This window comes from Bradyrhizobium sp. BR14999 (assembly GCF_056106085.1).
This window is the reverse complement of record NZ_CM148536.1, coordinates 5392000-5405724: the sequence shown is the minus strand read 5'-3', so window position 1 is coordinate 5405724 and position 13725 is coordinate 5392000. Positions and strand designations below refer to the sequence as shown.

The window sequence follows — 13725 nt, the reverse complement described above, 5'->3', positions numbered from 1 at the left end:
CATGGCTCATGTCGAGGTCGAGGTGATCGAAGTGGCGGGCGAGGCGACTGTTCAGTCCCCTCGCCGACCTTCATTGCTGACCTCAACGGAGCGCGCACTCGGCCTTCTCGTGGAGATCCCGGCGGCGATCCTGGTCGTCGCCGAGATCGTGATCCTGTTTGCCGGCGTGGTTGCGCGCTACGGCTTGCACCGGCCGCTGATCTGGTCGGACGAGCTCGCCTCGATCCTGTTCCTGTGGCTCGCCATGCTGGGTGCGGCGGTCGCGTTTCGCCGCTCCGAGCACATGCGCATGACCGCGGTCGTGGCCAGCGCCAGGCCGGCGATGCGGGCCTATCTCGATCTGGTCGCAACCTGCGCGGCGCTGGCGTTCCTGGCGCTGATCGTCTGGCCGTCCTGCGACTATGCTTACGAAGAGAGCTACATCACCACACCGGCGCTGCAGATCTCGAATATGTGGCGCGCTGCCGCGCTGCCGGCCGGCATCAGCCTGATGGCGGCGTTCGCCTTGCTGCGGCTGCTGCGCGCCGCCGATTACCGGATGGTCGCGGCCGCGGTGCTGTCGGTTGCGGTCCTGATCGGCGCATTCTGGCTGGCGGAGCCGTCGCTGCGGCCGCTCGGCAATCTCAACCTCGTCATCTTCTTCGTCGGCGTCGCCGGCTTCTGCGTCTTTGCCGGCGTTCCCATTGCGTTCGGCTTTGGCCTCGCGATCTTCGGCTATCTGGCGCTGACCACGCGAACGCCCGTGATGGTGCTGGTCGGGCGGATGGACGAGGGCATGAGCCACCTCATCCTGCTCTCGGTGCCGCTGTTCGTGTTCCTGGGACTTCTGATCGAGATGACCGGCATGGCGCGGGCCATGGTGGCGTTCCTGGCGAGCCTGCTCGGGCATGTCCGCGGCGGGCTGCATTACGTGCTGGTCGGCGCCATGTACCTGGTGTCCGGCATCTCCGGCGCCAAGGCGGCCGACATGGCGGCGGTCGCGCCCGTGCTGTTCCCGGAGATGAAGCAGCGCGGCGCCAAGCCCGGCGATCTCGTCGCGCTTCTTGCCGCGACGGGCGCTCAAACCGAGACCATTCCGCCGAGCCTCGTGCTGATCACGATCGGCTCGGTCACGGGCGTGTCGATCGCCGCCCTCTTCACCGGCGGCCTATTGCCCGGCGTGGTGCTCGCAATCACGCTCTGCATGCTGGTGTGGTGGCGCTACCGCCACGAGGACATGAGCCACGTCCGCCGCGCCACGGCATCCGAGATCGGCAAAACCTTCATCATCGCCCTGCCCGCGCTCGCGCTGCCTTTCGTGATCCGCTACGCCGTGGTCGAGGGCATCGCGACCGCCACCGAAGTCTCCACCATCGGCATCGTCTATGGCGCCCTGGTCGGCCTCCTCGTCTACCGCCGCTTCGACTGGCGGCGGCTGTTTCCGATGCTGGTCGAGACCGCAGCGCTGTCGGGCGCGATCCTGCTGATCATCGGCACGGCGACCGGCATGGCCTGGGGCCTGACCCAATCAGGCTTCTCGCGCTCGCTGGCGGCGGCCATGACGGGGTTGCCCGGGGGAGCCGCAACCTTCATCGCCGTCTCGATCCTGGCCTTCACCATTCTCGGCAGCGTGCTCGAGGGCATCCCGGCGATCGTGCTGTTCGGGCCGCTGCTGTTCCCGATCGCCCGCGCCGTCGGCGTGCACGAGGTGCACTACGCCATGGTGATCATTCTCGCCATGGGTATCGGGCTATTCGCCCCACCCTTCGGCGTCGGCTATTATGCCGCGTGCGCCATCGGACGCGTCGATCCGGCCGAAGGCATCAGGCCGATCTGGGGCTATCTGCTGGCGCTGCTGGTGGGATTGATCATCGTCGCGATCTTCCCCTGGATTTCGATCGGATTCCTTTGAGGCGTTTTCAGGAGGATGTCGATGAGTGAGCGGCAGAACCAGTACAATATCGGCCTCGACAAGACCCCCGCCAACTATGTGCCGCTGAGCCCGCTGAGCTTCCTCGCGCGCAGCGCCGCCGTCTATCCCGATCTTGTCAGCACGGTCTATGAGGGCCGCAGCTTCACCTGGGCGCAGACTCACGAGCGCTGCCGCCGCTTTGCCTCTTATCTCGCGGGCAAGGGTATCGGCGTCGGTGACACCGTGGCGGCGATGCTGCCGAACATCCCGGCGATGAACGAGGCGCATTTCGCCGTCCCCATGACGGGCGCCGTGCTCAACGCGCTCAACATCCGTCTCGATGCGCCCTCGATCGCGTTCCAGCTCGACCATGGCGGAGCCAAGATCATCCTGGTCGACCCGGAATTCTCCGGCGTCATCACCGACGCACTCGCACAGATGACCGGGCCAAAGCCGTTCGTGATCGACGTCGACGATGCGGCCTTCAAGGGCGGCAAGCGCATCGGCGAGATCGAATATGAGGCGGCGCTCGCGCTAGGGGACCCGAGCTTCACCGCGGTCCTGCCGACCGACGAATGGGATGCGATCGCGCTGAGCTACACCTCGGGCACCACGGGAAACCCCAAGGGCGTCGTCACTCATCATCGCGGCGCCTATCTCAATGCCGTCAGCAACATCCTCGCCGGCAATCTCGGTCAGCATCCGGTCTATCTTTGGACGCTGCCGATGTTCCACTGCAACGGCTGGTGCTTCCCCTGGACCGTTGCGGCGGCCGCCGGCGTCAATGTCTGTCTGCGCAAGGTCGAGCCGACCAAAATCTTCGAGCTGATCAGACAGCACGGCGTCACCCACATGTGCGGCGCTCCGATCGTCTACAACACGCTGATCAACGCGCCCGATGCGCCCAAAGGCAACGCTGCCCGTCGCGTCGTCGGCCTGATCGCAGGCGCTGCGCCGCCGGTCGCCGTGCTCGAAGGCGCCGAAAGCATCGGCATCAAGCTGACGCATGTCTACGGGCTGACCGAGGTCTACGGCCCCGCCTCCGTCTGCGCCGAGCAACCCGGCTGGGACGAGCTTCCGCCCGCCGAACGCGCGCGCATGAAGCGCCGGCAGGGCGTGCCCTACCCGCTCGAGGAAGACGTCACCGTCATCAATCCGCAGACGATGCAAGAGATGCCGCGCGACGGCGAGACCATCGGCGAGGTCATGTTCCGCGGCAACATCGTGATGAAGGGCTATCTCAGAAACGAGAAGGCGACCAAGGAAGCCTTCGAGGGCGGCTGGTTTCACACCGGTGACCTCGGCGTGCTCGACGAGCACGGCTACGTCATCATCAAGGACCGCTCCAAGGACATCATCATTTCCGGCGGCGAGAACATCTCCTCCGTCGAGGTCGAGGACATCCTCTACAAGCATCCGGCCGTGCTGTTCGCCGCCGTGGTCGCCAAGCCCGATCCGAAATGGGGCGAGGTGCCCTGCGCCTTCGTCGAGCTGAAGGACGGCGCCAGCGCGAGCGAAGCCGAGATCATCGCGTTCTGCCGATCGCAGATGAGCGGCTTCAAGACGCCCAAGGCGGTCGTGTTCGGGCCGATCCCGAAGACCTCGACCGGCAAGATCCAGAAATTCCTGCTGCGCAGCGAAGTCGGATCAGCGAAGGCGATCTCGGCCTGAGCCGATCGAGGCTTCAGAAATATCGGGAAACATAAGCTGCGTCTGCGCGGCGATTGTGCGTTGTCGGAAACCGAGCGCGCAGCTCCGGCGATCTCGAGACACGACAGGAAAAGATTGGAAAACGTTAGAGACGCATTTACGATTCCACGTTGTCGGATTCGCCGCTTCCAGATGATTCGCCGCGCGGGCTGCGCGGCCGGCGACCGGTGCGGTTGGGGCGCTTCATGCGGTTGGTGTCGTGAGTGCGGACGCGCCTGCGCGTCTGACGCTGCTGCTATTGACGGCTGGACTGTTGCTGCCCAACGCGGCCGCCGCGCAGGCCACGCGCGAGTTCGGCGCCTTCGCGGGCACGCAGGGACCTGGGCCTGGCGGGCCGAATGCTCTAGGTGGCTTCAATAGTCCCGCAGGCGTTGCCTTTGGCGGCTCGCAGCCGCCGGGTTTCTCGGGGGCCGGATTTGGCAATGGCGGCGGCATTCCGCCAGCCTACGGCTGGAACGCCGAACCGCCGGGCCTGACCGATCCGGCACGGTTCGGCATGCGGCGGGTCTTCGGCGGCGGCGCCGATCGCGCCGTGCAGCCCGAGACGGCACAGGCCACGTTCCTCGCGATGACGCAGTTCACGCAGACCCTGCTCAATCCTGCCGTCGAGGGCCGCGGTATCGGCCCGGCTGAGTTCGATGCAGAGCTTGCAGCCTACGCCGAGATCGGAAACGACCTGACGCATGGCGGCATCGGACGCGAGGCCTATGGGGCGATCTACGGCAGGCCTTCGCTCGCCGCCCCACAATGGAGCGTCTGGGCTGCCAGCTTCGGTGGCTCGCAGGTCTCGACCGGCGGCAGCGGCTCGGCTAGCCGCAGTTTCGGCACCGTAGCCGGTGCCGACTACTCTCTCTCGCCGCAGACACGGATGGGCTTTGCGCTCGCCGGCGGCGGCAGCGGCTTTGCCAACAATTTTTCCAGCGGCCGCTCCGATCTGTTCCAGGCCGGCGCCTTCGTCAGACACACCACCGGTTCGGCTTATGTCGCGACCGCACTCGCCTATGGCTGGCAGGCCATCATCGGCGACTATCAGGTGACGCCGGCCGGCACCGGGCAGCTCAATGCCACGATCAATGCCAACGCCTATTCCGGCCGCCTCGAAGGCGGCTATCGTTTTGCGATGCCCTGGCTCGGCATCACGCCCTATGCGGCGGCGCAAATCACCACCTTCCGCCTCCCATCCGACATCGCGCAGCCGCCCTCCACCGCCAATGCGTTGCCGAGCACGTCCGGCGGCGACGGCTTCACGGACAGCCGCACCGAGCTCGGCCTGCGCACGAGCACGTCCTTTGCCTTGTTGGGAAGCGTGCTGAACCTGCGCGGTCGACTCGCCTGGGCGCATGATTTCAGCGCGGGACAATCGATCCCAGCTGCGTTCCAGTCCCTGCCCGGCCAAGGCGTCATCGTCGGCGGTACGGCTTTGGCGCCGAACGCGGCGCTCACGGGCGTTGCAATCGAGCTGCGCGACCTCAACGGCTGGTCCGCCACGGCGAACTTCGACAGCGAAGTGTCGAGCCTCGTGCGGTCCTACACCGGCAAGGCCATGCTGCGTTACGCATGGTGAGGTTGCCGCGAGATCGAGGAGAAGACTTCCGCCCACGCGCCGGAAAGCGGTGAGCGGAAGGCCTCGCCGGTCTCACATCTTCTTGTAGGCGTCGATCAGCGCCTGGCCGTCGGGCCCGGCCTTCTTGAGCCAGTCGGCGGTGAGCTGCTCACCGATCTTCTGGAAGCCGGCCTTCAGCGCGGGGCTCGGCGGCTCCACAGTCATGCCCTTGGCCTTGAGCTGATCGATGTACCAGGTGCTCTTGTCCTGCCAGGCCTTCCAGCCGCGGGTTTCCGCCGTCGCGGCTGCCTTGAGGATGGCTTCCTGGGTCGGCTTGTCGAGTGCCTCGAACGCGGCCTTGTTGACGAAGGTGTAGTCCTTCGGAATCCAGGCCTGCACGTCATAGAAGTATTTGAGCGACTCCCACGCCTTCGCATCATAGCCCGTGCCGCCCGACGACATGAAGGAGTTCACGACGCCGGTCGCAAGCGCCTGCGGCAGTTCGGCAGCCTGGATCGTGACCGATTGCGCGCCGACCAACTCGCCGATGCGCGCGGTCCCGACATTGTAGGCGCGCCACTTCAAGCCCTTCATGTCCTCGATCGTAGTCAGCGGCTTGTTGACGTAGACGCCCTGCGGCGCCCAGGGCACGACGAACAGCAGCTTGAGACCCTGCGCATCGAGCTTCTTGGCGATCGCAGGCTTGGAGGCCTGATACAGCTTCATCGCGTCGGGGAAGCTGGTCGCGAGGAACGGCACGACGTCGACGCCGAAGAGCGGATCCTCGTTCTCGTGGATCGACAGCAGCACCTCGCCCATCTGCGCCTGACCGGTCACCACCGCGCGCTTGATGTCGGGCGCCTTGAACAGCGAGGCGCCCGGATGAACTGTGATCTGGAGCTTACCGGACGTGGCGGCCTCGACGTCCTTGGCGAAGGCGACCAGATTTTCGGAGTGCGGATTGTCGGCAGGATACGCTGCCGGCAAATTCCATTTGGTCTGGGCCAAAGCAGGTGTCGCGGCCATCACGACGCCGGCGATCAAGGATGCGCGGATTAAACGAGAGATCATCGGGCTTCTCCTCACAGTCAATTTGAAAAGCGGTATGTCAGTCTGGGAAAGCAAGCTTGGGCAAGAACATCACGATCTGCGGATACTCCGTGATGATGAACACGGCGGCTAGCAGCAGAATGAAGAATGGAAATGCCGCCCGCGCGACGGTGAACGTATCGCGGCCGCTCATGTTCTGGAGCACGAACAGGTTGAAACCGACCGGCGGCGTGATCTGCGCCATCTCGACGTGGATGATGAGATAGACGCCGAACCAGACCAGATCGAGGCCAGCCTGCTTGACCATGGGCAGCACGATGACGGCGGTCAGGACGATCATCGAGATGCCGTCGATCAGGCATCCCAGGATGATGTACATGATGCTGAGATAGAGGGCGAGCATGCTTGGTGTGAGCTGCTGCCCCTGGACCCAGGTGGCGAGCGCCGCCGGAATGCCCGTATAGGCCATCGCAGCCGTGGTGTAGGCCGCGCCCGCGAGGATCAGCATGATCATGCAGGTCAGGCGCGTCGCGCTCATGATGCTCTCGAGGAAGTTCTTGCGCGTGAGCGTGCCGCTCCACCACGCCAGCAGCAGCGCGCCCGAGACACCCCACGCGGCGCATTCGGTCGCAGTCGCAAAGCCGAGAACGAGCGAAAGGAAGACCGCCAGGATCAGCAGCAGGCAGGGCGCCAGCTTGCCCGACTCGCGGAGCTTCTGCCGGAATGGCATCGGCGGATCGCGCGGGGGAATCTTCTTCGGGTTGAGCAGCGACCAGATGATAATGTAGCCGGAATAGAGCACAATCACGAGCACGCCCGGCAGGAAGCCGCCGAGAAACACTTGAAGCACGGAGACATTCGCCGTGACCGCATAGACCACCATCGGGATCGAGGGCGGAATCAAGAGGCCGAGCGTGCCGGAGCCCGCGAGCGAGCCGAGGCTCAGGCCCTTGTCGTAGCCACGCTTGTCGAGTTCCGGCAGCGCGATCTTGCCGATGGTCGCACAAGTCGCGGCCGACGAGCCCGACACCGCCGCAAAGATGCCGCAGCCGATCACATTCACATGCGTCAACCGCCCCGGCAGCCACTGCACCCAGGGCGACAGACCGCGGAACATTTCCTCCGACAATTTGGTGCGGAAAAGAATCTCTCCCATCCAGATGAACAACGGCAGCGCGGCCAGCGTCCAGGACGAGCTTGCGCTCCAGGTGGTGGTCGCAAGCACCGAGCCGAGCGGCAGGCTCGTGGTCAGCGCCATCGCCACGAAGCCGACCAGTCCGAGCGAGACCGCGATCCAGACGCCGCTGCCCAGCAGCAGGATCATGACGCCGAGCAGGACGAACGACAGCTCGATCATGCCGAGATTGGCCATGGTCAACCTCCGCCGCCCTGCGAGATACGCTCGATGAACTCGTCGGGCGTCTCGTCCGGCGAGCCCTTCTCGTAGCTCGGCCGGTTGCCGCCGACGACATTGACCATTTCATCGATCAGCGCGATCGACAGGATCGCAAGGCCGCCGGCAAAGCCGAGCTGCGGAATCCAGAGCGGAAGTGCGACGACGCCCTGCGCCACGTCGTTGAAGCGCCAGGAATCGTAGGTCATCTGCACGGCATGCCGGGTGAAGTAGAGGATGAATGCGGTGGCGATGCCCAGCGCAACTATCTCCGCGACCTGCTTGGTCCGCCCGTGCAGATGCTCCAGCAGCAGGCCGACGCGGATCATCTCTCCGCGCTTGAAGGTGTGCGCGAGGCCGAGGAAAGCCATTGCAGCCATGCACCAGGACGCGAAATCGTCGCCTGCGGGAATGTTGATCGCAAACTGACGCCCGACCGACATGACCATCATGATTGCAAAGATCGCAACAAGGAAGACGCCCGCGGCGTAGCCCGCGCCGAGATAAAGGAGATCCAGAGCACGTCGCACCAGTCCCCGAGCCGCTACATCGTCGCCTGCCAAACGCAATCCCCATCCTCACAAGAGGCGATTCAACCGACCCGGCGACTGCACATCCGGTCCCGGTCCTGCTTGAATATCGCCCTGTCAAACGCCTGTCTTTCAGACGTTAGATCAACATGATGGGGCCGGCGCAAGCAAGGCGTATGCCGCCTGGCAAGAGAATTTCCACCGCGGGTTTAGTGCGTCTCCAGCCGCAGCCCGTCATAGGCCGGCACGACGCCCGCGGGCAGCGACTGCCTGATGACCTCGTAGTCGACGTCGGCGGTCATGTTGGTAATGACCGCACGCTTCGGCTTGAAACGCTCGATCCACGACAGCGCATCGTTGATGCTGAAATGGCTGACATGACTGGTGTAGCGCAGGCCGTCGACGATCCAGAGGTCCAGATTTTCCAATGCGCCCCAGCTCTCGCGCGGGATGTCGTTGAGGTCCGGTGTGTAGGCGGCATCCCCGATGCGGTAGCCGAGCGCGGGAATGTTGCCGTGCTGCACCAGGAAGGCGGTCATGGTCACCGCGCCGCCCTTCCCCAGGATGGTCTGGCTTTCGCCCGCCTCGATCGAATGCCGCGTCAGGATCGGCGGATAGTCGCTGCCCTCCGGCGAGATGAAGCAGTAGGAGAACCGCGCCATGATGTCCTTGGCGGTCGACAGGTTGAAGTAGGTCGGGATGCGGCGTCGCATATGCATGACAACCGAACGCAGGTCGTCCATGCCATGGGTCTGATCGGCGTGCTCGTGGGTCAGGAACACCGCGTCGATGTGGTCGACATTGGTCGAAAGCAACTGCTCGCGCAGGTCCGGCGAGGTGTCGATCACGATGCGTGTGGTGCCGTGCTCGGACTTTCGTTCGACCAGCAGGGAGCAGCGGCGACGGCGGTTCTTGGGATTGTTGGGATCGCAGGCGCCCCAGCCGAGTGCCGGGCGCGGCACGCCGGCGGAGGAGCCGCAGCCCAAGATCGTCAGCGTCAGCGTCATGCGTCTCCTGAAGCCTTCACCTTTGAGAACAGACGGAAGAAGTTTTCGGTGGTCTGGCGCGAGATCTCATCCAACGACACGCCGCGCGCCTCAGCGAGCACCTTTGCGACCTCGACCACATAGGCCGGCTCGTTGCGTTTGCCGCGGAATTTTCCGGGCGCAAGATAGGGCGAGTCTGTTTCAACCAGAATACGGTCCGACGGCAGTTCGGCCGCAAGCGCGCGCAGGGACTCCGACTTCTTGAAGGTCAGGATGCCCGTGAAGCCGATATAGAGCCCGAGCGAGACCGCCTTCAGCGCCAGCTCGCGCCCGCCGGTGTAACAATGCAGCACCGCGCGAAACGATCCGCGTCCGACCTCCTCCTCCAGGATACGGGCACAATCCTCGTCCGCTTCGCGGGTGTGGATCACCAGCGGCAGGCCCGAGGCACGGGCGGCGGCGATGTGGGCGCGAAAGCCCCTCGCCTGCGCCTCCGGCGAGCCGTTGTCGTAGAAATAATCGAGCCCGGCTTCGCCGAGCGCGACGACCTTGGGATGCTGCGTCAGCGCGATCAACTCATCCGGCGCGATGCCGTCCTCCTCATCCGCGTTGTGCGGATGAGTGCCTACCGAACAATAGACATCGTCATAGCGCTCGGCGATGTTGACGAGATCTTGCAGCTTCCGCACCCGCGTCGAGATCGTGACCATGCGCTTGACGCCGGCCGCACGCGCACGCGACACGATCCCGTCGAGATCTTCCGCGAAGTCTGGAAAATCCAGGTGGCAGTGACTGTCGACCAGCATCGCGCGACCGCCCTTCAGGCCGCCGGCTCGATGTAGCGCGGGAATGCCGGTTTCGGCGCAGGCAGCGTCGAGCCCGGAGCGATGCGCGAGGTGCCACCGAGCGCCGCGAAGTTGCGCTCGGCTGCGGGGATGCCGAGGCTGTCGAGCAGCAATCCCGAGGCGGTCGGCATCGCCGGCTGGGCCAGGATCGCGATCTGGCGCACGACTTCGGCGGTGACGTAGAGCACCGTCTTCTGCCTGACAGGATCGGTCTTGGCGAGCGCCCACGGCGCTTCGCCCGCGAAATAGCGGTTGGCCTCCGCAACCACGGCCCACACGGCGTTGAGCCAGTGATGGATCTGCTGCGTCGCCATTGCTTCGCGTGACGTGGCGATCATGCCGTCGGCCATCGCAAGGATCGCCTTGTCGTTGTCGCTGAACTCGCCGGGCTCCGGCAGCACGCCGCCGAGCTGCTTGGCGATCATCGACAACGAGCGCTGCGCAAGGTTGCCGAGATCGTTGGCGAGATCGGCATTGATGCGCGCGACAATGGCCTCGTGGTTGTAATTGCCATCCTGGCCGAACGGCACCTCGCGCAGGAAGAAATAGCGCATCTGGTCGACGCCATACTGGTCGGCGAGGTTGAAGGGATCGACGACGTTGCCGACCGACTTCGACATCTTCTCGCCCCTGTTGAACAGAAAGCCATGGGCATAGACCCGCTTTGGCAGCGGAATGCCTGCCGACATCAGGAACGCCGGCCAATACACCGCATGGAAACGGATGATGTCCTTGCCGATGATGTGCACGTCGGCCGGCCAATAGCGCCAGCTGTTATCGCTCTCGTCGGGGAAGCCGACGCCCGTGATGTAGTTGGTCAGCGCGTCGACCCAGACATACATCACGTGCTCTTCGTCGCCGGGCACCTTCACGCCCCAATCGAAAGTGGTGCGCGAGATCGAGAGATCGCGCAGGCCCCCTCTGACGAAGCTCACCACCTCGTTCTTGCGGGAGTCCGGCCCGATGAAATCGGGATGGTCCGCGTAAAGCTTGAGCAGCTTGTCCTGGTACGCCGACAGGCGGAAGAAATAGCTCTTTTCCTCGACCCACTCGACCGGCGTGCCCTGCGGCCCGAGCCGCACGCCGTCATCGTTCAGGCGCGTCTCGTCCTCGGCGTAATACGCCTCGTCACGGACCGAGTACCAGCCCGAATAGATGTCGGCATAGATGTCGCCGTTCGCTTCCATGCGTCGCCAGATCTCCTGGCTGGAGCGATGATGCTGCTCTTCGGTGGTGCGGATGAAGCGGTCGAACGACACGTTCAGGCGCTCGTCCATCTCCTTGAAGCGGCCGGCATTGCGCGCCGCGAGCGCGGAGACGGACATGTTCTCGCCGGCGGCCGTCTGAACCATTTTTTGACCGTGCTCGTCGGTGCCGGTCAGGAAGAACACGTCCTTGCCGTCGAGCCGCGCGAAGCGCGCCAGCACGTCGGTCGCGATCGCTTCATAGGCGTGCCCGATGTGCGGGCTTCCGTTGGGATAAGCGATCGCCGTCGTGATGTAGAAGACGTTGTCGCGCGCGGGCGCGGCAACAGGAGCAGTGGCCTGCGGAGCTGCGACTGCGGCGGGCTTCGGCGCACGCGGCGCCTTCTTCGATTCCTTGAGCTTCGATACCTTGGGCTTCACAGCCTTCGGCGGCGCGACGACAGGAGCCGGCGCCGCGATCGCAGCAGGCGCAGTCACCTTCGCCTTCTTGGCGGCCTTCTTCACTGGAGCCTTGGCTGGCTTTTCGGCCGCTTTCTTCACCGCCTTCTTGGCGGCGACCTGCTTCTTGGTAGCCTTCTTGCCAGCCCGTTTTGCCGTCTTCGCAGCGCTCTTCTTCACGCTCTTCTTAGCGGCTGCCTTCTTGGTCTTTTTGGCAGCTTTGCGCGCAAGCACCTTTGCAGCCTTCTTCTTGCTGCTCTTGCCCTTGGCGGTTTTCTTAGCTCGCGTTGCCACGACGAATTCCTTTACCGGCTTCTCAAAAATTTGGAAACGAACCTGCGTCAGGTTGTTGTTTTGCGCATGATCTTTTCGGAAAACCGCTCCGCGCTTTTCCGGATCATGCTCTAGCGCGTTGCGTCCGCCAGCCAGCCGAACACCGAGAAAACCAAGGGCTTGCGCTCCAGATTGTAGGTTTCGGTGTCGCGCGCGGCGCGGACGATCTTTTCCCATACCTCAGCTAGCCGCGCAAGGCGCGGCAGGTTCTGGTTGGCATTGGCTTCATCCGCATGCAGGCGCTCGGCGATCCAGCGGTCGATGCCGTCGATGAAGGCGGCAAGTGCGACGCGGTCGCTGGTGCCGAGCGAATCGCCGAGCGTGTGCAGTTCGCGCGGATCGACCTGCGGCAAACGCGCGAGCAGTGCCGCCGTGCGCTGCTGCAGCTTGAGCGCATCACCGCCGAGCAGCGTCAGCGCCCGCGCGACACTGCCCTCGGAGGCCTCCGCCGCCTCGCGCAGCGCGGGATCGTTCGGGTCGAGGTCGGCCGCCGCAGCCGCAGCACCGATCACGTCGTCCGTGGCGAGCGGGCGCAGGCGCAGCTTGCGGCAGCGCGACTGGATCGTGGCGAGCACGCGTGCGGGCGCGTGGCTCACGAGCAGGAACAGCGATTGCTGCGGCGGCTCTTCGAGGATTTTCAGCAGCGCGTTGGCCGCGTTTGGATTGAGCTCGTCGACGGTATCGACGATGCAGACGCGCCAGCCTTCGGCCGCGGCCGTCGAGCCGAAGAAGCCGATCGTCTCGCGCGTCTCGTCGACGGTGATCACGGTGCGCATCACGCCGCGGTCGTTCGCGGTGCGCTCCAGCGTCAACAGGCCGCCATGCGAGCTCGCCGCAACCTGCCGCGCCACGGCGTCATCGGGATCGATCGCAAGGTCTGGGGCGTGCTGCACGGACGGCGCCAACGGCTGGCCATGGGCGAGCACGAAGCGCGCCATGCGGTAGGCCAGCGTTGCCTTGCCGATCCCTTGCGGCCCGCCGATCAGCCAGGCATGCGGGATGCGCCCGCTGCGGTAGGCGGTCAGCAGCGCCGTCTCGGCGTCGCGATGCCCGGACAGCCTCGACGTCTCACGCGGATGCGCAATGGCGGTTTCGCGCTCAATCTGACGCCGGCTCATGCGGAAATCACCGAAGAGGGCGTGGGAAGAAGACGTCCGCGCAGCGCCGTCCAGACACGCCCGGCAACCGTATCGGGATCGGAATTGGCGTCGATCAGCGCGCAACGCGCGGGATCTTCCGCGGCGATCTTGAGATAGGCGTCGCGCAGGTCCTGGTGGAACTTGAGATCCTCGCCCTCGAACCTGTCCGGCGTGGCGCTGCCGCGGCGCGCGGCCGCGCGCTGCAGGCCGATCTCGACCGGCAGGTCGAGGATGATGGTGAGATCCGGCTTGAGATCGCCGATCGTGACGCGCTGCATCGCGTTGATCAGGCCATCTGGCACGCGGCCGAGGCTGCCCTGATAGGCCCGCGTCGAGTCGGCGAAGCGGTCGCACAGCACCCAGATGCCTTGGCTGAGCGCGGGCTGGATCACGGTGCGGACGTGATCGTCGCGGGCAGCGGCGAACAGCAGCGTCTCGGCTTCGGGTCCGAGCAGCTTGCCCATGCCCGACAGCACCAGATGACGCATGATCTCGGCGCCCGGCGAGCCGCCTGGCTCGCGCGTGACGAGGATGCGCATCCTTGCCGCCTTGAGACGGTCGGCGAGCTTCTTGATCTGGGTCGACTTGCCGGCCCCCTCGCCACCTTCAAAGGTGATGAAGCGTCCGCGTCCAGACGGCCACCGTACCGGGCTTTTACTCAT

At 65.0% G+C, this 13725-nt stretch carries 11 protein-coding genes; 3 read left to right on the top strand and 8 right to left on the bottom strand.

The window, feature by feature from the left end:
• Position 1: 1 nt before the first annotated feature.
• The 3 genes from ACR9YP_RS25250 to ACR9YP_RS25240 all read left to right on the top strand — a co-directional run bounded on the left by ACR9YP_RS25250 (position 2) and on the right by ACR9YP_RS25240 (position 5165).
• Positions 2–1891: a TRAP transporter large permease gene (locus ACR9YP_RS25250; RefSeq protein WP_438108375.1), complete on the top strand. Its 1890-nt coding sequence runs from the start codon at positions 2–4 to the stop codon at positions 1889–1891.
• 21 nt (positions 1892–1912) lie between these two features.
• Positions 1913–3562, top strand: coding sequence for an acyl-CoA synthetase (locus tag ACR9YP_RS25245; protein WP_474217421.1), 1650 nt, complete (start codon positions 1913–1915; stop codon positions 3560–3562).
• 238 nt (positions 3563–3800) lie between these two features.
• Positions 3801–5165, top strand: a complete 1365-nt coding sequence (locus tag ACR9YP_RS25240) for an autotransporter outer membrane beta-barrel domain-containing protein (RefSeq protein ID WP_438108371.1) — start codon at positions 3801–3803, stop codon at positions 5163–5165.
• A gap of 72 nt (positions 5166–5237) precedes the next feature.
• On the opposite strand, the gene ACR9YP_RS25235 is transcribed toward ACR9YP_RS25240, so the two are convergent.
• The 8 genes from ACR9YP_RS25235 to tmk all read right to left on the bottom strand — a co-directional run bounded on the left by ACR9YP_RS25235 (position 5238) and on the right by tmk (position 13725).
• Positions 5238–6215, bottom strand: a complete 978-nt coding sequence (locus tag ACR9YP_RS25235) for a TRAP transporter substrate-binding protein (RefSeq protein WP_474217420.1) — start codon at positions 6213–6215, stop codon at positions 5238–5240.
• Positions 6216–6252: 37 nt separating this feature from the next.
• Positions 6253–7566, bottom strand: a complete 1314-nt coding sequence (locus ACR9YP_RS25230; protein ID WP_128941684.1) for a TRAP transporter large permease — start codon at positions 7564–7566, stop codon at positions 6253–6255.
• 2 nt (positions 7567–7568) lie between these two features.
• Positions 7569–8117 carry a TRAP transporter small permease gene (locus ACR9YP_RS25225; RefSeq protein WP_245473404.1) on the bottom strand — a complete coding sequence of 183 codons (549 nt, stop codon included), beginning with the start codon at positions 8115–8117 and terminating at the stop codon, positions 7569–7571.
• A 209-nt stretch (positions 8118–8326) separates the two neighbouring features.
• Positions 8327–9124 carry an MBL fold metallo-hydrolase gene (locus ACR9YP_RS25220; RefSeq protein WP_474217419.1) on the bottom strand — a complete coding sequence of 266 codons (798 nt, stop codon included), beginning with the start codon at positions 9122–9124 and terminating at the stop codon, positions 8327–8329.
• A complete protein-coding gene (locus ACR9YP_RS25215) occupies positions 9121–9909 on the bottom strand; it encodes a TatD family hydrolase (protein ID WP_438108368.1) in 789 nt (262 codons plus the stop codon). Before ACR9YP_RS25215 ends, ACR9YP_RS25220 begins: the two co-directional genes overlap by 4 nt.
• Before the next feature lie 14 nt (positions 9910–9923).
• The gene (gene metG / locus ACR9YP_RS25210) at positions 9924–11885 is read right to left on the bottom strand and encodes a methionine--tRNA ligase (RefSeq protein ID WP_474217418.1); all 1962 of its coding nucleotides are present in this window, start codon (positions 11883–11885) and stop codon (positions 9924–9926) included.
• A gap of 110 nt (positions 11886–11995) precedes the next feature.
• Positions 11996–13042, bottom strand: a complete 1047-nt coding sequence (locus tag ACR9YP_RS25205; protein ID WP_474217417.1) for a DNA polymerase III subunit delta' — start codon at positions 13040–13042, stop codon at positions 11996–11998.
• Positions 13039–13725 (bottom strand): dTMP kinase, encoded by a 687-nt coding sequence (gene tmk / locus ACR9YP_RS25200; RefSeq protein WP_474217416.1) that lies wholly within the window; start codon positions 13723–13725, stop codon positions 13039–13041. The genes ACR9YP_RS25205 and tmk overlap by 4 nt, the downstream gene beginning before the upstream one ends.